The sequence below is a fragment of the Ornithinimicrobium pratense genome (assembly GCF_008843165.1).
GTDB classification, from domain to species: domain Bacteria; phylum Actinomycetota; class Actinomycetes; order Actinomycetales; family Dermatophilaceae; genus Ornithinicoccus; species Ornithinicoccus pratensis.
In genome coordinates this window covers 3,043,030-3,065,598 of sequence record NZ_CP044427.1, presented here as the reverse complement: position 1 = coordinate 3,065,598, position 22,569 = coordinate 3,043,030, and the positions used below count along the sequence as shown (strand labels likewise).

General features: G+C 71.5%; 23 protein-coding genes. 14 read left to right on the top strand and 9 right to left on the bottom strand.

The window, feature by feature from the left end; all coding sequences use genetic code 11:
• The first annotated feature begins 6 nt into the window (after positions 1 to 6).
• Together FY030_RS14140 and FY030_RS14135 are read left to right on the top strand one after the other, a co-directional pair.
• Complete coding sequence (locus tag FY030_RS14140) at positions 7 to 1,041, top strand: alpha-ketoacid dehydrogenase subunit beta (protein ID WP_158062183.1); 1,035 nt, start codon at positions 7 to 9, stop codon at positions 1,039 to 1,041.
• A gap of 90 nt (positions 1,042 to 1,131) precedes the next feature.
• Positions 1,132 to 2,628: a dihydrolipoamide acetyltransferase family protein gene (locus tag FY030_RS14135; RefSeq protein ID WP_158062182.1), complete on the top strand. Its 1,497-nt coding sequence runs from the start codon at positions 1,132 to 1,134 to the stop codon at positions 2,626 to 2,628.
• A gap of 109 nt (positions 2,629 to 2,737) precedes the next feature.
• On the opposite strand, the gene FY030_RS14130 is transcribed toward FY030_RS14135, so the two are convergent.
• From FY030_RS14130 to FY030_RS14115, 4 genes are read right to left on the bottom strand one after another with little or no spacing between them, the layout of a single operon-like run.
• A complete protein-coding gene (locus FY030_RS14130) occupies positions 2,738 to 3,376 on the bottom strand; it encodes a TNT domain-containing protein (protein ID WP_158062181.1) in 639 nt (212 codons plus the stop codon).
• A gap of 34 nt (positions 3,377 to 3,410) precedes the next feature.
• Positions 3,411 to 3,803, bottom strand: a complete 393-nt coding sequence (locus FY030_RS14125) for a hypothetical protein (RefSeq protein ID WP_158062180.1) — start codon at positions 3,801 to 3,803, stop codon at positions 3,411 to 3,413.
• Positions 3,800 to 5,344, bottom strand: a complete 1,545-nt coding sequence (locus FY030_RS14120; RefSeq protein ID WP_158062179.1) for a TNT domain-containing protein — start codon at positions 5,342 to 5,344, stop codon at positions 3,800 to 3,802. The genes FY030_RS14125 and FY030_RS14120 overlap by 4 nt, the downstream gene beginning before the upstream one ends.
• Positions 5,345 to 5,347: 3 nt before the next feature.
• Entirely contained in the window at positions 5,348 to 5,659 is a 312-nt protein-coding gene (locus tag FY030_RS14115; protein WP_158062178.1) for a hypothetical protein, read from the bottom strand.
• Between the two features lie 112 nt (positions 5,660 to 5,771).
• On the opposite strand from FY030_RS14115, the gene FY030_RS14110 reads away from it, so the two are divergent.
• Together FY030_RS14110 and FY030_RS14105 are read left to right on the top strand one after the other, a co-directional pair.
• A complete protein-coding gene (locus FY030_RS14110) occupies positions 5,772 to 6,446 on the top strand; it encodes a hypothetical protein (protein WP_158062177.1) in 675 nt (224 codons plus the stop codon).
• A 60-nt stretch (positions 6,447 to 6,506) separates the two neighbouring features.
• Positions 6,507 to 6,914 carry a hypothetical protein gene (locus FY030_RS14105; protein ID WP_158062176.1) on the top strand — a complete coding sequence of 136 codons (408 nt, stop codon included), beginning with the start codon at positions 6,507 to 6,509 and terminating at the stop codon, positions 6,912 to 6,914.
• Here the strand turns inward: FY030_RS14105 and FY030_RS14100 are convergent.
• From FY030_RS14100 to FY030_RS16445, 3 genes are all read right to left on the bottom strand, one after another.
• Positions 6,898 to 7,764, bottom strand: coding sequence for a patatin-like phospholipase family protein (locus tag FY030_RS14100; protein ID WP_238348414.1), 867 nt, complete (start codon positions 7,762 to 7,764; stop codon positions 6,898 to 6,900). The two genes, FY030_RS14105 and FY030_RS14100, sit on opposite strands and share 17 nt — an antisense overlap.
• On the bottom strand, positions 7,761 to 8,687 hold the full coding sequence (locus FY030_RS14095) for a maleylpyruvate isomerase family mycothiol-dependent enzyme (RefSeq protein WP_192498621.1): 927 nt from the start codon (positions 8,685 to 8,687) through the stop codon (positions 7,761 to 7,763). Before FY030_RS14095 ends, FY030_RS14100 begins: the two co-directional genes overlap by 4 nt.
• An 84-nt stretch (positions 8,688 to 8,771) precedes the next feature.
• On the bottom strand, positions 8,772 to 9,395 hold the full coding sequence (locus tag FY030_RS16445; protein WP_192498620.1) for a hypothetical protein: 624 nt from the start codon (positions 9,393 to 9,395) through the stop codon (positions 8,772 to 8,774).
• 328 nt (positions 9,396 to 9,723) lie between these two features.
• On the opposite strand from FY030_RS16445, the gene FY030_RS14085 reads away from it, so the two are divergent.
• The 3 genes from FY030_RS14085 (at position 9,724) to FY030_RS14075 (ending at position 12,979) form a co-directional block, all read left to right on the top strand.
• Complete coding sequence (locus tag FY030_RS14085; RefSeq protein ID WP_158062173.1) at positions 9,724 to 11,682, top strand: bifunctional copper resistance protein CopD/cytochrome c oxidase assembly protein; 1,959 nt, start codon at positions 9,724 to 9,726, stop codon at positions 11,680 to 11,682.
• The gene (locus FY030_RS14080) at positions 11,679 to 12,548 is read left to right on the top strand and encodes a carbon-nitrogen family hydrolase (RefSeq protein WP_158062172.1); all 870 of its coding nucleotides are present in this window, start codon (positions 11,679 to 11,681) and stop codon (positions 12,546 to 12,548) included. Before FY030_RS14085 ends, FY030_RS14080 begins: the two co-directional genes overlap by 4 nt.
• 188 nt (positions 12,549 to 12,736) lie before the next feature.
• Positions 12,737 to 12,979, top strand: a complete 243-nt coding sequence (locus FY030_RS14075) for a DUF6458 family protein (RefSeq protein ID WP_158062171.1) — start codon at positions 12,737 to 12,739, stop codon at positions 12,977 to 12,979.
• A gap of 99 nt (positions 12,980 to 13,078) precedes the next feature.
• Here FY030_RS14075 and FY030_RS14070 read toward each other — a convergent pair whose 3' ends face one another.
• Positions 13,079 to 14,968, bottom strand: a complete 1,890-nt coding sequence (locus tag FY030_RS14070; protein ID WP_158062170.1) for an acyl-CoA dehydrogenase — start codon at positions 14,966 to 14,968, stop codon at positions 13,079 to 13,081.
• A gap of 128 nt (positions 14,969 to 15,096) precedes the next feature.
• On the opposite strand from FY030_RS14070, the gene FY030_RS14065 reads away from it, so the two are divergent.
• From FY030_RS14065 to FY030_RS14055, 3 genes are all read left to right on the top strand, one after another.
• Positions 15,097 to 16,731 (top strand): ABC transporter substrate-binding protein, encoded by a 1,635-nt coding sequence (locus FY030_RS14065; protein WP_158062169.1) that lies wholly within the window; start codon positions 15,097 to 15,099, stop codon positions 16,729 to 16,731.
• Between the two features lie 164 nt (positions 16,732 to 16,895).
• The gene (locus FY030_RS14060; protein ID WP_158062168.1) at positions 16,896 to 17,840 is read left to right on the top strand and encodes an ABC transporter permease; all 945 of its coding nucleotides are present in this window, start codon (positions 16,896 to 16,898) and stop codon (positions 17,838 to 17,840) included.
• Positions 17,837 to 18,712: an ABC transporter permease gene (locus FY030_RS14055; protein WP_158062166.1), complete on the top strand. Its 876-nt coding sequence runs from the start codon at positions 17,837 to 17,839 to the stop codon at positions 18,710 to 18,712. Before FY030_RS14060 ends, FY030_RS14055 begins: the two co-directional genes overlap by 4 nt.
• A 117-nt stretch (positions 18,713 to 18,829) precedes the next feature.
• Here the strand turns inward: FY030_RS14055 and FY030_RS14050 are convergent, their stop codons facing one another.
• Positions 18,830 to 19,762: an LLM class F420-dependent oxidoreductase gene (locus FY030_RS14050; protein ID WP_158062165.1), complete on the bottom strand. Its 933-nt coding sequence runs from the start codon at positions 19,760 to 19,762 to the stop codon at positions 18,830 to 18,832.
• 46 nt (positions 19,763 to 19,808) lie between these two features.
• On the opposite strand from FY030_RS14050, the gene FY030_RS14045 reads away from it, so the two are divergent.
• From FY030_RS14045 to FY030_RS14030, 4 genes are all read left to right on the top strand, one after another.
• Positions 19,809 to 20,117: a thiamine-binding protein gene (locus FY030_RS14045; protein ID WP_158062164.1), complete on the top strand. Its 309-nt coding sequence runs from the start codon at positions 19,809 to 19,811 to the stop codon at positions 20,115 to 20,117.
• A gap of 63 nt (positions 20,118 to 20,180) precedes the next feature.
• Positions 20,181 to 20,507 carry a TfoX/Sxy family protein gene (locus FY030_RS14040; RefSeq protein WP_158062162.1) on the top strand — a complete coding sequence of 109 codons (327 nt, stop codon included), beginning with the start codon at positions 20,181 to 20,183 and terminating at the stop codon, positions 20,505 to 20,507.
• A 174-nt stretch (positions 20,508 to 20,681) separates the two neighbouring features.
• Positions 20,682 to 21,680, top strand: coding sequence for an ABC transporter ATP-binding protein (locus FY030_RS14035; RefSeq protein WP_337692458.1), 999 nt, complete (start codon positions 20,682 to 20,684; stop codon positions 21,678 to 21,680).
• Positions 21,673 to 22,527, top strand: a complete 855-nt coding sequence (locus FY030_RS14030) for an ATP-binding cassette domain-containing protein (RefSeq protein ID WP_158062159.1) — start codon at positions 21,673 to 21,675, stop codon at positions 22,525 to 22,527. The genes FY030_RS14035 and FY030_RS14030 overlap by 8 nt, the downstream gene beginning before the upstream one ends.
• Positions 22,528 to 22,569 lie beyond the last annotated feature (42 nt).

Genomic DNA, 22,569 nt, shown 5'->3' with positions numbered 1-22,569 from the left:
TACCTCATGAGTAGATCGAGCACCACCTCCGCTACCGGCCAGCGGACGACGATCGCCAAGGCCCTGAACGCAGGCATGCGCGCCGCCATGGAGCGCGACCCCAAGGTCCTGCTCATGGGCGAGGACGTCGGCAAGCTCGGCGGCGTCTTCCGCATCACCGAGGGCTTGCAGAAGGACTTCGGCGAGGACCGCGTCGTCGACTCCCCGCTGGCCGAGGCCGGGATCATGGGCAGCGCGGTCGGGCTGGCCCTGCGCGGCTACCGGCCCGTGGTCGAGATCCAGTTCGACGGCTTCGTCTACCCGGCCTTCGACCAGATCGTCAGCCAGGTCGCCAAGATGCACTACCGCTCCCTGGGCAAGCTCAAGCTGCCGATGGTCATCCGCATCCCCTACGGCGGCGGCATCGGCGCGGTCGAGCACCACAGCGAGTCCAACGAGTCCTACTTCGCGCACACCGCCGGCCTACGGGTCGTCACCTGCTCGACCACCGACGACGCCTACTGGATGATGCAGCAGGCGATCGCCAGCGACGACCCGGTCGTGTTCTACGAGCCCAAGCGGCGCTACCACGAGCGGGGCGTGCTCGACCTCGCCGGTCTCGGCTCGGCGCCCGACCTGGCCGACGCCCCCCATGGCCTGGGCGAGGCCGTGATCCGCGCCGAGGGCGACGACGTGACCGTGCTGACCTATGGCCCCTCGGTCAAGGTCGCGCTCGCCGCCGCGCAGGCTGCCGAGCTGGAGGACGGCCCGTCGCTGGAGGTCGTCGACCTGCGCTCGCTGTCGCCGCTGGACATCGACGTCATCGAGGCCTCGGTGAGCAAGACCGGGCGGTGCATCGCGCTGTCGGAGGCCCAGACCTTCTCCAGCATCACCGCTGAGCTGGCCGCGCACGTCCAGGAGCGCTGCTTCTACCACCTCGAGGCGCCGGTCCTGCGGGTCGGCGGCTACAACATCCCCTACCCGCCCAGCCGGCACGAGGAGGTCTTCCTCCCCGACCTCGACCGCGTCCTGCACGCCGTCGAGACGGTCATGGACTACTGACCGGCGGCCAGCCCGCCGACTGACGCGGCCGCACGCACCGCACACCCCTGCTCGTCCCCGCACCCGCGCACAACCCGCAAGGAGCCCCTCGTGCCCGAGTTCAAGCTTCCGGACCCCGGTGAAGGTCTCGTCGAGGCCACCATCATCCAGTGGAAGGTGGCGGTCGGCGACACCGTGGCGACCAACGACATCGTGGTCGAGGTGGAGACCGCCAAGTCGCTGGTCGAGCTGCCCATCCCGTGGGCCGGCACGGTGACCGAGATCCTCGCCCAGGAGGGTGTGGAGGTCGAGGTGGGCACCCCGATCATCGTCATCGACACCGGCGACGGCGGCGGCGGCTCTGCTGAGGGCGGGTCCGGCACGACCAGCGTCGAGGACGTCACCGACGCGGCGACCGCGGCCTCCGATGATCTGGTGCCCACGCTCCCCGCGGGTGGGGAGAGCGCGCAGGAGGGGGCCAAGCGTGAGGCCGTGCTGGTCGGGTATGGCGCGATCGAGGGCTCCACCACCCGTCGCCGTCGGCGCGGTGCGGCCGAGGCTGAGGCGCAGGCCGAGAGCGTGGGGCCGCGCAAGGTGCGCTCCACCCCGCCGGTGCGCAAGTACGCCAAGGACCGCGGTGTCGACCTCACCCAGGTCACGCCGGCCGGCGAGGACGGCGTGATCCGCCGCTCCGACGTCGACGCCTACCTGGCCGGGACCGCTGCCTCGCCGTCGGCGCAGCACGCGGCCGCCGAGCTCGCGGCTCCCGCGGGCCAGGGTGCGGCCACCGGCGACGCGGCTCCGGCCGGCGGGCTGGCCGAGGGTGCGGCCGGCGCGGCCGCTCCTGTGTCCGCTCCCTACCAGCGTCCGCAGTTCGACCGTAGCGGCGAGCGCGAAGAGCGGGTCGACGTCAAGGGCGTCACCAAGATGATGGCCCAGGCGATGGTCTCCTCGAAGTTCAGCGCCCCGCACGTCACCGAGTTCATCACCGTCGACGTCACCGCCACGATGGAGCTGGTGGAGCGGCTCAAGACCGACCGTTCGTACGGCATGGCTGACCTGAAGATCAGCCCGCTGCTGATCCTGGCCAAGGCGATGACGATCGCGGTGCGCCGCAACCCCGGCATCAACGCGGTCTGGGACGAGCAGGCGCAGCAGATCGTGCGGCGCAACTACGTCAACCTCGGGATTGCCGCCGCGACGCCGCGTGGGCTCATCGTGCCCAACATCAAGGACGCGGACCTGATGGACCTGCGCCAGCTGGCCCAGGCCCTGCAGGACCTGGTCGCCACCGCGAAGGCCGGCCGCACCCAGCCGGCCGACCAGTCCGGTGGCACGATCACGATCACCAACGTGGGCGTCTTCGGCGTCGACACCGGCACCCCGATCATCAACCCGGGCGAGTCCGCGATCGTGGCCTTCGGTGCGGTCCGGCGGATGCCCTGGGTGGTCGGCACCGGCGCGGACGAGCGGATCGAGCCGCGCTGGGTCACCCAGCTCGCGGTCGCCTTCGACCACCGGCACATCGACGGCGAGCTCGGCTCGCGCTTCCTGGCCGACCTGGCCGCGCTCATGGAGGACCCGGGCAGGGCGCTGGTCTGGGGCTGATCCGACCCTGGTGCCCGAACGGTGCGTCACTTCCGTCGTCGACGCGACGGGTGTGACGCATCATTCCGGTCCAAGGGTAGGGCGCGAGCGTCGGAGGACCGTGGGTCGGTCAGCCGTCGAGGAGCTCGACCAGCTCGCCCTGGTCCAGGTGCCACCGGACGGGGTAGCCCAGGACGACCATCGCGCCGCCGCCGGGCTGTTCGAACCAGGGGGCGGCGACGCCTTCCTGGGCCAGGCTCAGCGGTGCCCGGACCTCATACCGGTGATAGGGGCCACCTACTTCCCCTGGCGGCTGCGAACGCATCGGGAAGGGTGTGCCCAGCGCGAAGAGGTGGTGGCCGGACGCAGCCCCCACCTGGTCCAGCAGGTCTCCCGGCGCCAGCTCGGCGGGGCCCGCGGCGCCCCCGCGCCTCGCCGTCCGTTCCTGGATCGCCCGCGAGGTGGCCCGACCCCGGTCCAGCAGGTTCTCGCCTGCCGGGACCGGGGGGTATGCGGTGGGGCCGAGGAGGGTGAGCACCAGCTCGACCACCTCCTGCTCGGTACGGACCCAGGCGTAGGGCCGGAAGGAGCCACGGGACACCCCACCCACAGCAAAACCCTCCTGAGGGACGACCACCCACGGCCCCTCCGGCGGCACCGGCGACCCCGGCACCGGTGGTGCGGTGACGACGACGACGTCGTGCGGGTGGCCCCGCTGGGTGAGCAGGTCCGCCAGGGTGGCGCGGAGCCGGTCGTGGTCTGAGGTCATGTCTCGATCCTGCCCCGGCGCGGCGGCGCGCCGGTCACCGGCCCCGGCGCCTTTCACGGGCTTGGCGGGCGCGTTCGGCGAAGTGCTCCATCCGCGCCCCGCGTGTGCGCTCGATCTCAGCCAGCTCCTCGGGGGTGATCGTGGACACCGGGGTGCGGCGATGCGACTCCAGCCGCTCCAGCGCCAGGGTCCGGACAGCCTCCTGCTCGGTGGGGAACCGGCGGGGATTGAACACGTTCCCGCGCTCGTGCGCTGCCGCCTCCCAGCTGCCGTCAGCCAGCCGTTCCAGGAGTATTTCCCCCGAGCCCTTCCGCTGGTTGCGGTCGTGCAGGTAACCGATCGCCTCTGGGTTGCGGCCCAGCGTGGTCAGGAAGGCCTTCAACTCCGGCACCGTCCGCACCGAGCGTGCCTGCTCGTCCAGGGTCATGGGATCGGCTCCAGGTAGCCGTGGTCGATGTACCACTGCACATCGTGCGGCAGCTGGTACTGCCACCCGCCTCCCGGTTGCTCGAACCACGGCGCGATGTCGCCCTCGAGGACGTCGTCCATGGGTCGGACGACGCGGTAGCGCTCGTAGTTGAAGTTCACGCTCGACGGCGGCAGCGCCCGCTGGTCGAAGGGGATGCCCTCGGGGGAGACGTAGGTGCCGCTGCGTGGCCCGAACCGGTCGATGACGTCTCCGGGCTCCAGGGTGGTCGAGGCCGGCGGCCCGGCGAAGCCGTCGTTGGGCGGGTAGTTCCAGGATTCGCGCTGCGGGTCCCAGTAGCGGTCGTAGAACTCCTGCTCGTTCATCCGCCCGGTCGGGTGGAAGTCGTCCGGGTAGAGGTGCCCGTCGGGGCCGGTCCGGTCCGGGTCGCGGGGCCTGCTCCAGGGCGGCAGATCGTCCATGTCGACGTTGCCCCGCGGCGGGCGCCCGGGGGTCGGGTGGGGAGTGCCCCGGAAGAGCCGCTCGATGAAGTCGCGGACCCTCTGGTTCATCGAGCTGGGGAGCGCGTCGAGCAGCCGACTGCCCAGCTTGCCCAGGAAGCCGAAGGGAATGATGGCTGAGACGAGGGTCAGGGCGCCTTCCAGGGCGAGGGCCTGGACGAGCTCCTGGCCGTCGATCTTGCCCTCACCCCAGTCGGCGATGGTGTCGACCATGTCCCCGGCGCCGACCGCGGCGAAGCCCCAGCCGATGAGCGCGATGGCCACCCCCGCGCCTGGCACCCCGGCCAGCGCCCCGACACCGGTCAGGCTCGCGACCACCGCCAGGATGAGCAGCACCACGCCGACGACGACCATGATCCAGCCGACCACCTTCAGCACGATCGCGATGATCCGGAGGATGACCACGTTGTCCCGGATCCAGATCCGGACCGCGGCGAGGTTCTCGTCGATCCAGGCGCCCAGGTTGGCAGTGAGCTCATCCCACCACGAGACGAAGGAGCTCCAGGCCTCCGAGACCGCCTCGCCCAGGGCGTCCCATGCCTCGGTGACCTTGCCGGCCAGCCATTCCGCGCCGTCCTGGAGTGCACCGCCGATGTCCCCGGCGAGGTTGCGCAGCCCGCCGATCGAGAACAGCGGTGGCTCCTCCGGCGGGAGCTCCTCGGGCTGGTCCGGCACGCAGAGGGTCGGCTCGACCGGCACCGCAGAGCCGCCGCCGGTGAGCGCGCTGATCGACGTCTCCGGGGCGGGTGGCTGCGGGCCGACGACAAGGTCGGCCGAGGCCACCTGGTCGGTCAGCGCACCGGAGTAGGGCAGCTCCGCGACCCGCTGCGCCTCCGCCTGACGGTGCTGCAGCGCGGGCAGGATGTCCCGCTCCAGGTCGTCGCGGGCGGTCAGCGCGGCGTCCAGGTTGCCGGTGCCGACCCCCAGCCGGAGGAAGGAGCCGCGCAGGGTCTCGATACTGCCCCCCACCGCTTCGGTCACCCGGTCGAGGTCACGGTTGACCTCACCCAGGGCGCGGTGGTCGATCCGGACCAGTGCCATCGCCTACAACCCCCACTGCTGCCGGATCAGCTCGGCCTGCTCCGGTGAGACCTCCGCCGGCTGTGCGTCGCGAGCGACCCGCACCTCATCCTCCAGGCGGTCCAACGGGACGTAGAGGGCCTGCGCGGTGGGTGAGAGGTGCTGGTTGTGGAAACGGCGGGCCGCGGGTCCTTGCCACGCCTGGCCGTCGCCGATCGCGGACAGCGGGCCAGCCATCCCAGGCACCTGCGACCGGGCTTCCTGGACCTGGGACAGCAGTCGGGACAGCTCCGAGCGCAACGGGTTGGACACCGGTGTCTCGTCCGGCTCCGACATCGTCTCTCCCCTCCCGCGGCGATGGCCGCCCCGCGCGGCCCCGCCGCATAGTCGCATCCGCCCTGGCCGGACGCAACCCGCAGAGGTGGACGGAGTGAGGCACAATGCCGCCATGACTACCGAGGTGGGCGGGGCCGGCGAAAGGGGCCGGTTGACCTGGGGGGACCTGGGCAGACCCGGCGAGAAGATGGCGATGGGTGTGCCGCCCTTCCGCTACACGGTCCAGGTGCCACCGGGGTGGAAGGTGCTCCGCCCGACCGAGGAGCTCAAGGGTGACGTCGAGCGGATGTGCACCGCCACCCCGGGCTGGTCCAACCTGGCTGCGGACAAGCAGGTCGCGCTGCGCGACCTGCTCACCGGGATGGCCACGCAGGCGGGTCTGACCGGTGCGGTGCTGACGGCGGCCGACGCAGGGGTGGACCGGGCGACGGGCGAGCTGCTGATGGGTTCGTTGTCCCTTGCCTGGTTGCGAACGTCGCCGATCGAGGCGGACACCGCGCTGGCCCAGATGATGGCCGAGGGGGGCGGTGACGTGCGACAGTTCGCCGGACGGTACTCCGTGTGCGTGCTGCAGCGCTCGGTCGCCGACACCGGGATCGAGCCGGTCGAGGGGGCCGGGCGCACCGCCTACACCGTCCAGGCCTTCGTGCCGACGCCGGGAACGTCGTGGATGGGCATCGTCACCGGCACCACGCCCCAGCAGCGGATGGCCGAGCTCATGGAGCGGGCGACCGAGCGGATGGCCACGACCCTGCACCTGCTGCCGGCGGAGACAGTCGCCGGCTAGCCCCGCTTCTTCGACCCGGCGGGTCCCCGGGCGCCGTCCGGGACGGCATACCCTCCTCCCATGGCCAGACCAGCACTGAAGGACCGCCTGTTCACGGCGCTCTGCGTCCTCGGGGCCGTGGTCGTGCTGGTCGGCGGTATGGCGCGCGGCAACCCGCGGGTCGCCGTCGTCGGGGCGGTGTTTTTCCTCGGTTACGCCGGTCTGCAGTCGGTCACCCGGCGGCTGACGCCCGCGGCGCGGCTGGTCAGCGGCAGCGAGGCCGACCATGCGGAGCGGATGGCCCAGTTCCGCGCCACGCGGCTCGCGGGCCAAGTCGCGCTGCTGGTCGCGGGCGTCGGCCTTGGCCTGGAGCTCGGCGTCGAGTGGGGCCCCGGCCTCTGGGTCGCCGGGACGGCGCTGCTGGTGGTGGCGGTCTTCGTCATGGGGCTGGCCTGGTTCAGCCCCCGAGCGGTCACTCCACGGCGATGAGCCGCCGGATCCGGTCTGCCGCCGCGCGGGTCGCCTCGTCGCCGGCGGCGATGGCCTCCTTGGCCTTGTGGAAGTCCTGGATGTCCACGCCCTCGATCGGCGGGTCGATGAGCACGTCGGGGCGGTAGAGCGAGAGCCGGGCCATCGTCAGCTGGGTCTGCATGACGTCGATCGCGCGCATCGCCTCCTTGAACGCCCCGGTCACCGGGCGGCGCCGCAGCACCTTCTCCACGTTGCGTGGCCGCTCCAGCGGCTCCAGCGCCGTGGCGTTGACGGCGATCACCCGCCGGGCGCCGAGGAAGAGCGCGCCGTCCACCGGGATCTGGTTGAGGATGCCGCCGTCGACCAGGATCGCATCGCCGAGCGGCACCGGCTCCACCAGACCGGGGTATGCCGTCGTGGCCCGGATCGCGGTGTGCAGGTCCCCGGAGCGCAAATAGTGGATCTGCCCGTCGACCACGTCCGTCGTGGTCAGCACCAGCGGCAGCTCCAGCTCCTCGAAGGTCGGCGGCAGGTGCTCCTCCAGGAAGGCCCGGTAGGCCTTGGTCGACAGCAGCCGTCCGGACAGCCCCCAGTCGATCAGCTTCAGCCAGCCGATGCTGGCGGTGATCTCCTCCAGCTCCGTCGCGCTGTAGCCCGCCGCGATGAACGCCCCCACCAGGCCACCCATGCTGGTCCCCGAGACCAGGTCGGGGCGCACCTCGAGCTCCTGCAGCACACGCCATACCCCGATGTGGCACAGCCCGCGCGCGCCCCCGCCACCCAGGGCGATGCCGAGCAGGTTGGTCTGCAGCGCACCCGGCGCCGTGCCTGCTCCCGCCACCTCCGTGCCGGGGGCGGCTCGGGTCACGGGGTGAGGACCAGTGCGTCGAGGACCTGGCGAGCCAGGTCCTCGTCGCCGTGCACGTGGTAGGCCGTCTCCTGCGTGCTCTGGCGGCCGGCGGCGCGGCGGGTGAGCTCGTGGGTGGACAGCGAGATGGTGGTCACCGACTCCTCCGGCTGGTCCTCGGCGGCGGGCGCGTCGCCCTCCTCGTGCTCCTCGACGTGGCCGGTGAAGAGCTCGTGAGCGACCTGCTCGCCGTCGGTGTCGGTGGTGATCCGCACGCCCCCGCGCCCGGTGACCGGGCCGGTGCTCTCCAGGATGACGACGGTGCCGGCCGGCGGGTCGATCCGGCGGGCCACCACGTCGGGCAGGGCGCCGAGCACGGCAGCAGTGAAGACCACGGCGCCGGGGGAGTCCAACAGCCCGGGACGGTCCACGACGCCTCGGATGTCCTGGGTATGCACCCAGACATCGCAGAGCCGCAGCACGGTCAGCTTGCCGAACGGCATCTGATCCCCCTGGACCGAGCGGACCGAGGTGTCCAGCTCCAGGTCGGGGTCGTACATCTGCGCCACCCGCACGTCGATCAGCCCGCGCAGCTCGGCGAGCAGGTCCTCGGGCGAGTGCTCGGCGCGGGCGCGCACGCCTTCCTCGATCCAGACGCCGAAGCTGTTGCGCACGTGCTCCGGGCGCCCGACCTCGATCTCCTCCTGCTCGCTTCTGGAGCCGTCGGCCCAGCCGCTGATCGGGTGCTCGCCGCCGGTCAGCTGGTCCTCGATGTGCACGACGTGGGCGAGGTGGTCGCGTGCGGTCCAGCCGGCGCACGCGGTGGGCAGGTCCCACTCTGCCGGGCGCAGGCCGTCGCAGGTGTCCACGAAGCCGCCGAGAACCGTGCGGTAGGCCTCGATGAGGGACGGGACGTCGGCGGGCGGTGACGGGTGGACGACCATGCCGACCACACTAACGACTGGACCGCCCGCGAGCATGCTCGCGGGCGGTCCAGGGGGTGACTCAGGCGCAGGCCGCCTCGAACCTCAGGCGCAGGCCGCCTCGAACTCCTCCAGCGCGGCCTCGGCGTCGGAGGTGTCGACGTCCGGGATCACGATCTCGGGCTCGTTGCCCAGGTCCTCGGAGGTGACGGCGTCGACGACCTCGTCGAACGGGGCGTTGATCCGCTCGAGCAGGTCGGCGTGCTCGCCGTCGGCGTCCTCGACCAGGGTGGCGATGCGGCCGTTGAGCAGGTTGACCTCGGAGAAGGACACCGGGTCCAGGTCGTCACCGGCGCCGACGACCTCGAACTGGTCGGTGGCCCGCTCGGCCAGCGGGGTGCCCTGGGTCTCGAAGAACTCCGCGCACACCGGGTCGGTCATGCCGCCGGCGCTCGCACCGTCCTGGCCGGCGCCCGCGGTGGTGGCGTCGTCGTCGGTGGCGCCCGCGGTGGTGGTGGCGTCATCGGTGGCGCCCGCGGTGGCGGTGGCGGTGTCGTCGTCGGTGGCGCCCGCGGTGGCGGCGTCGCTGTCGGTGTCGGTCGTCCCATCCATGGTCTCGACGGCGGCGGTGTCCTCGCCGGTCGCGGTGTCGTCCGTGCTGTCACCGTTGCAGGCGGCCAGGGCCAGGACGGCGCCGAGCGCGGTGATGGTGGTGAAGGTGCGACGCATGATATTTGCTCTCTTTCTTGGTGACTTTGTCGTGCATGTGCGTCGGTCGGAGGCGGGCACGGCGTGGCCACGGGTACCAGGGGACTCCCCCTCCACGCCGGCACCCTCGTCGACTCGACCCGTCCAGTCTCGCAAATTCTGTGGCGAATGCCCATTCGAGGCGGGGCCCGCCGGTGCGGGCGGGGTGGAGCTCGCAGTGTTCGATGGTGCCCCGTGAGAGTGGCCACAGACGGCCTGTTCCACGGGACACCTTCCCCGGCGTTGACGGGTATGCAGCACCGGCTGCCGCCGGTCTGGGCACGGAGGGAGGCGGCCTAGCATGGCGGGTATGCCGCACCGCCCCCCGCTCTCCTGGACCGCCCCGGTCGCCGCGCTCGTTGCCGCGGTGGTGGTGGCGATCCCCGTGGCGGCCCTCAGCGGGGCTGTGGCGCCGCTGCCCCTGGGCGATGCGGGCCCGGTGGTGCGCTGGGGGATGGTGCTGCTGCGGGTGGTTCACCACGTGGCCGCTTCCCTGACGATCGGCCTGCTGCTGGTCGCCGCCTTCCTGGTCCGCGAGGGGAAGACGACCTCCCGGCGGGCTACCGCCGCGAAGATCGCCTCGATGTCGGCCGGCATCTGGGCCCTGAGCGCGCTGGGGACCCTCATCCTGGGCTTCGGCGACCTGGCCGGCATCTCGCCGTCGGCCCCCGGCTACCTCGCCCAGCTGTGGGGCAACAGGTCGCTGGAGATCCTGACCCTGCGCGGCCTGGAGACGGTGATGCTCGTCGCGCTGGTGCCGTTCGCGGCGCTGGCCCGCACCCGCGGTGCCCTGGCCTGGGCCACCGTGCTGGCCGTGCTGGCGCTGATGCCGCTCGCCTTCAGCGGGCACGCCAGCGGCACCGATGGCCACGAGACCGCCGTGACCGCGCTGGGCATCCACCTCGTCGGCATCACCGTCTGGGTCGGCGGCCTGCTTGCTCTGGCCGTGCTGCTCCCGGTCATGGGTCCGGCCCTGGGCGATGCGCTGCGCCGCTACTCCACCCTCGCCGCGTGGTGCTTCGTCGCAGTGGGCCTGTCCGGCGTCCTCTTCGCCCTGCTCACCGTCGACGAGCTTGCCGACCTCGTCAGCCCCTACTGGCTCGTCATCTGGCTCAAGGTCGCCGCGTTGGCCGGCCTGTTCGTCTTCGGCCTGATGCAGCGGCGCACGATCGTCGCCGGTGACGACGGCCGCCCCAGGGCCTTCGCCAAGCTGGCCACTCTCGAGGTCATCCTCATGGGGACCGCAATCGGGCTGGGCACCGTGCTCGGCCGCACCCCGCCTCCCGTCGGGGGCGAGCCCCGGGTCGGGGACATGGCCTACGTGCTCACCGGCTACCCCATGCCCGAGCCGTTCACCTGGGCGCGCCTGTTCACCTCCTGGCAGGTCAACTGGCTCTTCCTGCTCACAGCGCTCGTCGCGCTCGGGCTCTACCTCGCCGGCGTCGCGAAGCTGCGCCGGCGCGGGGACAGCTGGCCGGTCGGCCGGACCATCCTGTGGGTGCTCGGCTGGGCCGCCTTCATCTGGGTCACCAGCGGCGGCCCCTCGGTCTACGGGCGGGTGATGTTCTCCCAGCACATGATCATGCACATGGCGCTGATGATGCTGGTGCCGATCCTGCTGGTGCCGGCGCAGGCGATCACCCTGGCCTACCGGGCCCTGCCCGCCCGGCGGGACCGCACGCTTGGACCCCGCGAGGTTCTCCTGGCCGTGGTGCACTCCCGCTGGGCCACGATCATCTCCAACCCGGTCGTCTCCGGGGTCATCTTCTTCGGCAGCCTCATCGTCTTCTACTGGACCGGGATGCTGGACTGGGCGATGCGGACCCACTCCGGGCACATCTTCATGGTGGTCCACTTCTCCTTGACCGGATTCGCCTTCGTCTGGTCGATGGTCGGCCGGGACCCAGGGCCGCCGAAGTGGGAGCCGCCGCTGCGGATCATCGTGCTGCTGGCCACCCTGGCCGCCCACGCCTTCTTCGGCCTGGCGCTGATGCAGGGCACCTGGTTGCTCGCGCCCGAGTTCTACAAGACCATCGACGTGCCGTGGGTGGACGACCTGCTGGCCGACCAGCAGCTCGGCGGCGGCATCGCCTGGGGAGTGGGGGAGGCCCCCACGGTGATCATCGTGCTCATGGTGATGGTGGACTGGATCCGTAGCGACGGCCGCGAGAGCACCCGCTCCGACCGTCGGGCGGACCGCGACGGCGACGCCGAGCTCGCTGCCTACAACGCCCGCCTGCAGGTCATGCATGAGAGGAGCCAGCGATGAGGATCGCCCTGATCCAGCTCGCCTACGGCGAGGGAGCCGAGGAGAGCGTCGAGGAGCGGGCCGCGAGGGCTGCGGACCTGGTCAGGAACGTGGGGCACGACCACGACCTGGTCGTGCTGCCCGAGTTGTGGAGCGCCGGTGGGTTCGCCATCGACGACTGGCAGGAGCGCAGCCAGGACCTTGAGGCTGTGCGCGCCGCAGAGGTGGGCGAGGCCGCGGAGGACGGCGCCGGCGAGCCGGAGTGGCCACCTGCCCTGGCGCCCCTGGCCGCCGCGGCGCGGGAGGCAGGGGTGGTGCTGCATGCTGGGTCGGTCGTGGAACGGACCGCGGACCCGGGCGAGGAGGGCCGCCACCTGTCCAACACCTCGGTCGTGCTCGGCCCGGATGGCCGCGTGTGCGCCACCTACCGCAAGATCCATCGCTTCGGCTTCGGGTCGGGGGAGCCGCGGCTGATGGAGGCCGGCGCTGAGCTGGTCATCACCGACCTGCCGGCCCCCGCCGACGCGCTGACCGTCGGCCTGTCCACCTGCTACGACCTGCGCTTCCCCGAGCTCTACCGGGCCCAGCTCGACCTGGGCGCCGAGATCTTCGTCGTGCCGGCCGCCTGGCCGGCGGCGCGGGTGGAAGCCTGGCGTCTGCTGGCCCGCGCACGCGCGATCGAGGACCAGTGCTTCGTGCTGGCCTGCAACACTGCCGGCACGCACGCCGGGGTGGAGATGGGCGGCCACAGCGCCGTCATCGACCCGTGGGGCACGGTGCTTGCCGAGGCCGGGACCGAGCAGGAGATCCTCTCGGTGCAGATCGACCCCGGTGCGGTGGTCAAGGCTCGCGAGCAGTTCCCCGTCCTGGCCGACCGGAGACTCTGACCCCGCCCCCGACCGGGGACACGCTTCGCCCCCGACCGGGGACACGGTTTGCTCACGACCGGGGACACCGTTTGCTCCCGACCGGGGACACCGTTTGCTCCCGACCGGGGACACCGTTTGCTCCGACCGGGCGCCATCGCCCAGTCCCCGCTACTGTGCACAGGGACACCAACCGAAAGGACTGTCCCATGGGTATTGGTCTGGGTATCTTCCTGCTCGTCGTCGGCGCCATTCTCGCCTTCGCGGTGGAAATGGAGACCTGGCAGGGCCTCGAGATCAACACCATCGGCTACATCCTGCTGGCCGGAGGTGTGCTCTCCCTGCTGATCGGGCTGGTCATGCACACGCAGCGCACCAACACCACCCACCGCGAGGTCGTGGACCGGCACGAGGACCGTGACGTCCGCCACCGCGGTGACGACCTGCGCTGACGCTCCCCGCACGACCCCACGACCGGGCGCCGGCCTCGGTCGGCGCCCGTCTTCGTGTGCGGGTCCTCGAGTGGCCGTCGTGGGCGGATCGCAACGAAGCTAGAAGGCGTCCTCCGGCAGCTCCATCAGCGCGACGTCGGCGGCGGTGACCGTCCGCCGGTCAGCGCCCAGTCGCGGCAGGACCTCAGTAGCGAAGAACTTCGCCGCCGCCACCTTGCCCTGCAGGTAGGCCGGGTCCTCGCCGGCGCCACTGACCCCGGCCTCGCCGGCGGCGAGCAGGCCTGCGGCGACCTCGGCCTGGCGCAGCAGCAGCCAGCCGATCATCAGGTCACCGGCGGCCATCAGCAGCCGGGTGGTGCCCAGACCGACGGCGTAGATCTGGCCGGGCTCGGACTGGGAGGCCATCGCCCTGCCGGTGAGGAACTCCACCATCTGCTGGACCTCGGCCAGCGCCCGGCCCACCGCCTCGCGCACCGCCCCCAACCCGTCGTCCTGCTGACCCGAGACGGTCGCCATGACCTGCTGGGCCACATACCCCAAGGCCGCTCCCTTGTCCCGCACGATCTTGCGGAAGAAGAAGTCCATGCCCTGGATGGCGGTGGTGCCCTCGTAGAGGGAGTCGATCTTGGCGTCGCGGACGTACTGCTCGATCGGGTAGTCCTGCAGGAAGCCGGAGCCGCCATAGGTCTGCAGGGACTCGGTGCCGAGCAGGGTCCAGGCCCGCTCTGAGCCGCAGCCCTTGACCAGCGGCAGCAGCAGGTCGTTGACCCGCGCGGCCATCGCGACCTGCTCGGACAGCTCGCCGGGGTCTTTGATGTCCTCGGAGGAGTCCAGGTCCTGGGCCGCGTGCACCACGTCCTGCATGGACGCGGTGTAGAGCATGAGGGCGCGCAGGCCCTCGGCATACGCCTTCTGTAGCATCAGCGAGCGGCGCACGTCCGGGTGGTGGGTGATCGTCACCCGCGGCGAGGCCTTGTCCGCCATCTTGGCCAGGTCGGCGCCCTGCACCCGCTCCTTGGCATAGTCCAGGGCGTTGAGGTAGCCGGTGGACAGGGTCGCGATCGCTTTGGTGCCGACCAGCATCCGGGCGTACTCGATGATCCGGAACATCTGCGCGATCCCGTCGTGGACCTCGCCGAGCAGGTAGCCGACGGCCGGGCGGGAGGCGTCCTCACCGAAGCGCAGCTCGCAGGTGGTGGAGATCTTCAGGCCCATCTTGTGCTCGATGTTGGCGACCTCGACGCCGTTGCGCTCGCCCAGCTCGCCGGTCTCCAGGTCCTCGATGTGGTGGTCGCTGACGAGGAACAGCGACAGCCCCTTGGTGCCCGGGAGGGCGCCCTCGGGGCGGGCGAGCACGAAGTGGACGACGTTGTCGTAGAAGGGCGCGATGCCGCTGGTGATGAAGCGTTTGACGCCGGTCAGGTGCCAGCTGCCGTCCCCGGCGTCGACCGCCTTGGCGCGGCCGGCGCCGACGTCGGAGCCCGCGTCCGGCTCGGTGAGCACCATCGTCGCGCCCCAGCGCTGGTCGATCATCAGCTGCGCCAGCTTCTGCTGGTCCGGGGTGCCCAGGCGGTGCAGGAGGTTGGCGAAGGTGAACCCGGCCGAGAACATCTTCACCGCCGGGTTGGCGCCGAGCACCAGCTCGGACAACGCCCACGACAGGCTCGGGGGAGCGGGGGTGCCGCCGAGGGACTCGTCGACCTCCAGGCGCCACCACTCGTTCTCCACCCAGGTCAGGTATGAGGTCACGAAGCTCTCCGGCATGCTCACCTGGCCGGTGGCCGGGTCGAACACGGGCGGCTGGCGGTCGGACTCCTCGAAGCTGGCCGCCAGGGGGCCCTCGGCGAGCTCGGCGACCTGGCGCAGCGCCTCGCGGGCGGTCTCCAGGTCCACCTCCTCATAGGGCGCGGCGCCCAGGACGTCCTGGCGCCGCAGGACGTCGAAGAGCATGAACTCGGTGTCGCGGACGTTGCTGCGGTAGTGACCCACGATGGCCTCTCTTCCCGGAAGGCGTGTACCCAAGTACCTGATACCGACAGTATCAGTTTCCCGCCGGTAGTCCAGGCCTCTGGGCACGAAATTGCACCTGTTCTGCCCGATGCAGGAAGATGCAGGTCATGACCGCGACGTCGACGCTGACCCGTGCCCGCACCCTGGCTGCGGCGGCCCTGGCGAGCACCGCCCTCGTGGCCGGGTGCAGCGCCGGCTCGGGCACCGCCGAGCCCACGCCGACGGCAGGGTCAGGGACGGGTGAGGGTGCCGGGGACGGCACGGGTCACACCGGGTCTGGCGCTGGGGACGGAGACGGCAGCACCGGGACCGACGGGGGCACCACCCCGGGCGGCTCGGAGGAGACGGTCCGGGTCGGCCTGGTCGCCGAGCCGGCCAGCCTGGACTTCACCACCAGCAGCGGCGCCGCCATCCCGCAGGTGATGATGGACAACGTCTACGAGACCCTGGTCACCATCGACGAGGGTGAGATCGTGCCCGGCCTCGCCGAGTCCTGGGAGGTCAGCGAGGACCGCACCACCTACACCTTCACCCTCAGCGACGGCGTGACCTTCTCCAACGGCTCCGAGTTCACCGCGGAGGACGCCAAGTTCAGCATCGAGCGGGTCAGCACCGACGCCTGGACCAACGGGCTCGCGGCCAAGCTGGACGTGGTCGAGTCGGTCGAGGCGCCGGACGACACGACGGTCGTGGTCACCCTGTCCCGGCCCAGCAACCAGTTCCTCTTCAACCTCACCACGCTGGTCGGGGCGATGTTCGACAGCGAGGGCGTGCACGACCTGGCCAACGACCCGATCGGCACCGGCCCCTACGTCTTCGAGAGCTGGGACCGGGGCTCGATGATCACCCTGACGCGGCACGAGGACTACCACGGTGACGCGCCCTACTTCCAGACCGTCGAGATGCGCTACTTCAGGGACGGCAACGCGCTCAACAACGCCATGCTCACCGACGCCATCGACGTCGTCGCGACCGTCCAAGCTCCTGAGGCCCTCATGGAGTTCGAGGGTGGGGCCTACCAGATCATCGAAGGCACGACCAACGGCGAGATCGTGCTGTCGATGAACCAGCAGGAGGGCAACCCGCTGTCCGACCTGCGCCTGCGCCAGGCGGTGCGGCACGCGATCGACCACCAGAGTCTGATGGACACCTGCTGGGCCGGCAAGGGCGTGCTCATCGGCTCGATGGTCCCGCCGACCGACCCCTGGTACGAGGACCGCACCGGGGACTACCCCTTCGACCAGGACCGGGCCCGCGACCTCATCGAGGAAGCGGGGGCTGGGGGCACCACCCTGCGGCTGCGGATCCCGACCCTGCCCTACGCCGTGGCCTGCGGCACGGTCGTGGAGTCGATGCTCGAGGAGGTCGGCCTCGACGTGACCATCGACGAGCTGGAGTTTCCCTCGGCGTGGCTGGAGACGGTCTTCACCAACAAGGACTACGACCTGTCCATCGTGAGCCACGTCGAGGGTCGGGACATGGCGGCGGTCTTCGGCAACCCCGACTACTACACCACCTACGGGACGGAGGATCTCCAGGCGCTCCTCGAGGCGGCGGACAGCGGGAGCGAGGAGCAGGAGATCACCAAGATGCACGAAGCCGCCCGGCTGATCAGCGAGGACGCCGCCGCCGACTTCCTCTTCCTGCTGCCCAACCTCATGGTCGCCGAGCCGGACATCACCGGCCTGCCGGAGAACATCCTCGCCGAGTCCTTCCCACTGGCTGACCTCGCGCGGGACTGAGCCCGAGCCCTCGCCCCACCTCACCGAGTGCTGCGGGTCACGCGCTTCGCCGGTATGCCGTGCAACAGACGCGTCATACGGTGAACGGTGAGGGACCGCATCGGGTCTGGGGTGTGCACAGGCGCGTCACCCGGCGGCGGTGAGGCAGCGCATACCCTGATCCAATGCTCCTGCGCCTGCTCAACCGCGCGCTGGTCCTGGTGGCCAGCGTCCTGGTGGCCTCGGTGCTCGTCTTCGGCTTCATGCGGGTGCTGCCCGGCGACCCCGCGCGGATCGCGCTGGGGATCAACGCCTCGGAGGGGGCGGTCACGCAACTGCGGGAGCAGTTCGGGCTGGAGCGGCCGGTGCTGGTGCAGTATCTGGACTGGATGCGCGGGCTGCTCACCCTCGATCCCGGCGTGGAGTTCATCTCGCGCGCCGCAATCGGCCCGCAGATCGCCGACCGGCTGCAGGTGACCCTGTGGCTGGTGGCGGCGTCGATGGTGCTGGCCGTGCTCGTGGCGGTGCCGGTCGGGACCTGGATGGCGGTGCGGCACCGGCACGCCGACGGAATGGTGGTCTCGGCGCTGTCGCAGGTGGGGGTCGCGGTCCCGGCGTTCCTGGCCGGCATCCTGCTCATCTCGGTCTTCGCGGTGCGGCTGGGCTGGTTCCCCTCCGGCGGCTGGGTCGTGCCCGCGGCGGACCCGCTCGGGTTCGTCCGCGGGCTGACGCTGCCGGCGATCTCGCTGGCGCTGGTGCAGGCGGCGGTGCTGGCCCGGTATGTCCGCTCGGCCGTCCTGGACGTGCTGCGCGAGGACTACCTGCGGACCGCGCGGGCCAAGGGGCTGCGGCCGCTGCCGGCGCTGTGGCGGCACGGGCTGCGCAACGCGTCCGTGCCGGTCGTCACCGTCCTGGGCCTGCAGCTGGCCACGCTCTTCATCGGGGCCGTGGTGATCGAGCGGGTCTTCGTCATCCCTGGGCTGGGCTCGCTGCTGCTGGACTCGGTCGCCCGCCGGGAGCTGCTCACCGTGCAGGCCGTGGTGATGGTGCTGGTCGTCGTGGTGCTGGTCATCAACTTCATCGTCGACGTGCTCTACCTGCTCATCGACCCGAGGCTGAGGGCGCGATGAGCGAGGCGCTGCAGGGGCTCCCGTCCCCGGGCCGGGTGGGGTCGCGGCGTCGACGCCTGGCCCGGGTCAACCCGGCCCTGATCGTCGGCGGCTCGCTCGTCCTCACCGTGGTCGTGCTGGCGCTGGTCTCCTACGTCTGGACGCCGCACCCCCCGATGCGGGTCCTGCCCGTCGAGCCCTACCAGGCCCCCAATGCCGAGCACTGGCTCGGCACCGACCGGCTGCGGCGCGACGTGCTGACCCAGATCCTCGTCGGCGCCCGCACCACCCTGTATGTCGGTCTGGTCGCCGTCGGCGTCGCCGCCGCGGTCGGCGTGCCGCTGGGCATCCTGGCCGCGATGTCCCCGGGCTGGCTGGGGCAGCTGGTGATGCGCGGCAACGATGTGCTGCTCGCTTTTCCCGCGCTGCTGCTGGCGATCATGTTCGCCGCGCTCTACGGCGGCTCGACCCGGGTGGCGATGATCGCGATCGGGATCGCGACGATCCCCGCCTTTGCCCGGGTCACCCGCTCCGGGGCCCTGGGCGTGATGCGCACGGAGTATGTCCTGGCCGCCCGGGCCGCCGGCCGGTCCTTGTGGGGGATCGCCTGGCGGCACGTGCTGCCCAACGTCGCCGGGCTGGTCATCGTCCAGGCCTCGGTGTCCTTCGCGATCGCCATCCTGGCCGAGGCGGCGCTGGCCTACCTCGGGCTCGGGACACCGACCGGACAGGCCTCCTGGGGCAGGATGCTCTACGAGGCCCAGACCACCCTGCGCGCCGCCCCCCACCTGGCCCTCATCCCCGGCGCCGCAATCGCCCTGTCGGTGCTGGGTTTCAACCTCTTCGGTGACGGCCTGCGCGACTGGCTCGACCCCAAGCTCCAGGACCGCTGAGCCCACCCCCGACCGGCGACATGCTTTGCCCCCGTCCGGCGACATGCTCTGCCCCGTCCGGCGACACGCTCTGCCCCGTCCGGCGACACGCCCTGCCCCGTCCGGCGACACCGACCCTCATCCCAGCTGCGGCACCACTTCGGCCGCGACCAGCTCGGTGTGCTCCACATCGCTCAGGTCGAGCATCTGCAGGTAGTAGCGCTCGGCCCCGGTCTGCTCACGCCACTGCGCCAGCCGCTCGACCACCTGGTCGGGCGTGCCGGCCAGGCCGTTGGCCCGTAGATCCTCCACGTCGCGCCCGATCGCGTCTGCCCGGCGACGGACCTCCGCGTCGTCGCGACCCACGCACGCCACCAGCGCCACCGAGCGCAGCAGGTCCGACGGCTCCCGCCCCGCTGTCCGGCAGGCCTCGTCCACGCGGGCGAACTGCGCGACCGTGTCCTCCATCGTCGGAAACGCCATGTTGAACTCCTCGGCGAACCGCGCCGCCAGCGCCGGCGTCCGCTTCTTGCCGCCACCGCCCATAACGATCGGCGGCCGCGGCGACTGCACCGGCTTGGGCAGGGCCGGGCAGTCCTTGACCGTCACCACCTTGCCTTCGTGGTCGAAGGTCTGCCCCTCCGGTGTCGCCCACATCCCGGTGATGATCTCCAACGCGTCCTCGAGCAGGTCGAACCGGCCGGGCGGGTCGGGGAAAGGCACGCCATACGCTTCGTGCTCGGCCTCGAACCAGCCCGCACCCAGCCCGAGTTCGACCCGCCCGTCACTCATCTGGTCGACCTGCGCCACGCTGACGCCCAGCAGGGCCGGGTGCCGGAAGGTGACCGACGTGACCAGCGTGCCCAGGCGGATCGTGCTCGTCTCGCGCGCCAGCGCCCCGAGCGTCACCCATGAGTCGGTGGGGCCCGGCAGCCCTTCGCGGCCCATCGCGACGAAGTGGTCGGAGCGGAAAAAGGCACCAAAGCCGCTGTCCTCCGCAGCCCGGGCGAGGCGCAGCTGATCGTCGTAGGTCGCCCCCTGCTGGGGCTCGGTGAAGATGCGCAGATCCATGGCCACAGTCTGACCGCCCGGTCGTCCGAGCGCATACGGTGGACCCATGCTCTTCGCCTTCTCCGTCGCCCCCTCCGCTTCCGATGAGTCCGGCTCGGTCAGCGCCGCCGTCGCCGACGCCATCAAGGTGGTGCGGGATTCCGGTCTGCCCTACGAGCTGACCTCGATGTTCACCACTATCGAGGGCGAGTGGGAGGAGGTCATGCCGGTCATCAAGGCCGCCTGCGACGCCGTCGCCGCGCACGGCCCCCGCGTCTCCCTGGTCCTGAAAGCAGACCTGCGCCCCGGCTTCACTGGCCAGCTGCAGGGCAAGGTCAACCGGGTGCGCGAGCACCTCGGAGATGCCACGTCCTAGGCCACGCCCGGGCCTTTGGATCGCCAGTGAGCAGGCACGGCCCGCCTTCGTCATACTCCGTCCATGGCGTATGACGAAGGGTTGGCCCAGCGGGTCCGTGCCCTGCTCCAGGACGAGGCCGACGTCACCGAGAAGAGGATGTTCGGTGGTCTGGCGTTCCTGCTTGCCGGCCACATGGCCGTGGCGGTGGGCGAGGACGGCCTCATGTTCCGCATCGAGCCAGGGACCGGTGAAGCACAGGTCGGCGGTCACGTGCGGGAGCAGGTCATGGGTGAGCGGGTGATGACCGGCTGGCTGCACGCCGACACCTGCGGGCTGGCGACCGAGGACCAGTTGCGCGCCGTCGTGGACCGCGGGAAGGCGACGACGCGGGCGCTGCCGCCGAAGTGACGCCGACGTCGGCAGGCCCCGCTGCCCCGGCCCGGCGCTGGGCGGAGCCATCGATCAGTGGCAGGGTGCCCCGACTACGCTGAACGCTGTCCAGCACGCCGATCGTCAGAGGAGGCCACGCCGGTGACCAGTGGGCCCACCCCCCCGACGGGCGGCACTGCCGAGGCTGCTCCCGTGCTGGAGGTGAGCGGCCTCAACGTGGGGACGCGGCACACCCCGCTCCTGCACGACCTGGCCTTCACCATCCGGCGCGGCGAACGGGTCGGGCTGATCGGCGAGTCCGGCTCGGGCAAGTCGCTGACCGCGCTGGCGATCATGGGGCTGCTGGGGGAGGGCCTGCACGCCGAGGGTGACGTGCGGCTGTCCGGCCGGACGCCCGCGACGCGCAACCTGCTGACGGTGGGCGAGCGGGAGATGGCCAAGCTGCGTGGCGACGCGATGTCGATGGTCTTCCAGGAGCCGATGACCGCGCTCAACCCCACGATGCGGGCCGGTGCGCAGGTCGCCGAGGTGATGACCATCCACGGCACCCGCTCGCGACCCGAGGCCCGGCAGCGGGCGATCGAGCTGCTCGACCAGGTCGGCCTGGCCGACCCCACGCACGTGGCCCGCGCCTACCCGCACGAGCTCTCCGGCGGCCAGCGCCAGCGCGTGGTGATCGCCATCGCCCTGGCCAACGACCCCGCGCTGCTGATCTGCGACGAGCCGACGACCGCGCTCGACGTCACGGTGCAGGCGACGGTGCTCGACCTCGTCGTGCGCGGGGTGCAGGAGCGTGACGCGGCGATGCTGTTCATCACCCACGACCTGGCGGTGGTCGCCACGGTGTGCGAACGGGTGCTCGTCATGTACGGCGGCCGCATCGTCGAGGCCGGCCCCATCAACCAGGTCTTCACCGACCCGCGACACCGCTACACCCAGGGGCTGATCGCCGCGAGCGACCTCTCCGGCGCCGACGGGGCCCGTCGCGAGCGCGCCGCCCTGCCGACGATCCCCGGGACGGTGCCCCCGGCCGGCCGCTTCCCCGAGGGGTGCGTCTTCCGCACGCGCTGCCCCCACGCCACCGAGGTATGCCGCACCCGCCCGCCCTGGACCTCCCGCGGGCAGCACCCGGCCGGCGTTTCCGCGTCCGGCTTTGCCTGCTTCCACCCGGCGGGGGTCGGCGATGGTTGAGGAGAGCTCGCCAGCGGTCGAGCTGCGCGGCGTCAGCCGGGAGTTCCGCCGGCCCCGGACCTCCGTGCGCGAGAAGCCGCCCGTCGTGCATGCGGTGCGGGACGTCACCCTGAGCATCGAGCGGGGCGAGCGCTTCGGGATCGTGGGGGAGTCCGGGTCGGGCAAGTCGACCCTGCTCCGGCTGATCTGCGGGCTGGACCACCCCACTGCCGGAGAGGTCTTCGTCGAGGGCCGGCCGGTCCACGACCAGCCCGGGCGCCGGCTCGGTTGGCTCCGGCAGAAGGTGCAGCTAATCTTCCAGGACCCGATGAGCAGCCTGGACCCGCGGATGCGCGTGGGGGAGATCATCGCCGAGCCGCTCGTGGCCCAAGGTCGCCGGGAGGGCTCCCGTGAGCGCGTCGCAGAGCTGCTGGAGCGGGTCGGGCTCTCGGCCGACATGGTCGACCGCTACCCCCACCAGTTCTCCGGCGGCCAGCGTCAGCGGATCTCCATCGCCCGAGCCCTCGCCCCTGGCCCGGACATCCTCGTCGCCGACGAGCCGGTCTCCGCTCTGGACGTCTCGGTGCGCGCCCAGGTGCTCAACCTCATCGACGAGGTCGTCGACGGCTTCGACCTGACGCTGATCTTCGTCTCCCACGACCTGTCCGTGGTGCGGCACACCTGCGACCGGATCGCTGTCATGCAGCACGGCGAGGTGGTCGAGATCGCCCCGACCGAGCAGCTCTTCGCCGCACCGCAGCACCCCTACACCCGCTCCCTCCTGGCCGCCGTCCCCGACCTACGCCGCGCGTTGGCCGGTCAGACCACCCAGGACCTGGCCGCAGGAGTCCGGACGCCCGAGCCCTAGGGCCACACCCCACCCGGGTGCAGAAGCGGTGCGAGACCGCCG

Excerpts from the sequence above, each read along its gene's own strand:
- FY030_RS14085 (WP_158062173.1), top strand. The coding sequence starts at position 9,724 with ATGCCGCACCGCCCCCCGCTCTCCTGGACCGCCCCGGTCGCCGCGCTC.
- FY030_RS14125 (WP_158062180.1), bottom strand. The coding sequence starts at position 3,803 with ATGACCCTGGACGAGCAGGCACGCTCGGTGCGGACGGTGCCGGAGTTG.
- FY030_RS14060 (WP_158062168.1), top strand. The coding sequence starts at position 16,896 with ATGCTCCTGCGCCTGCTCAACCGCGCGCTGGTCCTGGTGGCCAGCGTC.
- FY030_RS14045 (WP_158062164.1), top strand. The coding sequence starts at position 19,809 with ATGCTCTTCGCCTTCTCCGTCGCCCCCTCCGCTTCCGATGAGTCCGGC.
- FY030_RS14075 (WP_158062171.1), top strand. The coding sequence starts at position 12,737 with ATGGGTATTGGTCTGGGTATCTTCCTGCTCGTCGTCGGCGCCATTCTC.
- FY030_RS14030 (WP_158062159.1), top strand. The coding sequence starts at position 21,673 with ATGGTTGAGGAGAGCTCGCCAGCGGTCGAGCTGCGCGGCGTCAGCCGG.
- FY030_RS14080 (WP_158062172.1), top strand. The coding sequence starts at position 11,679 with ATGAGGATCGCCCTGATCCAGCTCGCCTACGGCGAGGGAGCCGAGGAG.
- FY030_RS14140 (WP_158062183.1), top strand. The coding sequence starts at position 7 with ATGAGTAGATCGAGCACCACCTCCGCTACCGGCCAGCGGACGACGATC.
- FY030_RS14040 (WP_158062162.1), top strand. The coding sequence starts at position 20,181 with ATGGCGTATGACGAAGGGTTGGCCCAGCGGGTCCGTGCCCTGCTCCAG.
- FY030_RS16445 (WP_192498620.1), bottom strand. The coding sequence starts at position 9,395 with ATGCGTCGCACCTTCACCACCATCACCGCGCTCGGCGCCGTCCTGGCC.
- FY030_RS14095 (WP_192498621.1), bottom strand. The coding sequence starts at position 8,687 with ATGGTCGTCCACCCGTCACCGCCCGCCGACGTCCCGTCCCTCATCGAG.
- FY030_RS14055 (WP_158062166.1), top strand. The coding sequence starts at position 17,837 with ATGAGCGAGGCGCTGCAGGGGCTCCCGTCCCCGGGCCGGGTGGGGTCG.
- FY030_RS14110 (WP_158062177.1), top strand. The coding sequence starts at position 5,772 with ATGACTACCGAGGTGGGCGGGGCCGGCGAAAGGGGCCGGTTGACCTGG.
- FY030_RS14120 (WP_158062179.1), bottom strand. The coding sequence starts at position 5,344 with ATGGCACTGGTCCGGATCGACCACCGCGCCCTGGGTGAGGTCAACCGT.
- FY030_RS14065 (WP_158062169.1), top strand. The coding sequence starts at position 15,097 with ATGACCGCGACGTCGACGCTGACCCGTGCCCGCACCCTGGCTGCGGCG.
- FY030_RS14050 (WP_158062165.1), bottom strand. The coding sequence starts at position 19,762 with ATGGATCTGCGCATCTTCACCGAGCCCCAGCAGGGGGCGACCTACGAC.
- FY030_RS14105 (WP_158062176.1), top strand. The coding sequence starts at position 6,507 with ATGGCCAGACCAGCACTGAAGGACCGCCTGTTCACGGCGCTCTGCGTC.
- FY030_RS14130 (WP_158062181.1), bottom strand. The coding sequence starts at position 3,376 with ATGACCTCAGACCACGACCGGCTCCGCGCCACCCTGGCGGACCTGCTC.
- FY030_RS14115 (WP_158062178.1), bottom strand. The coding sequence starts at position 5,659 with ATGTCGGAGCCGGACGAGACACCGGTGTCCAACCCGTTGCGCTCGGAG.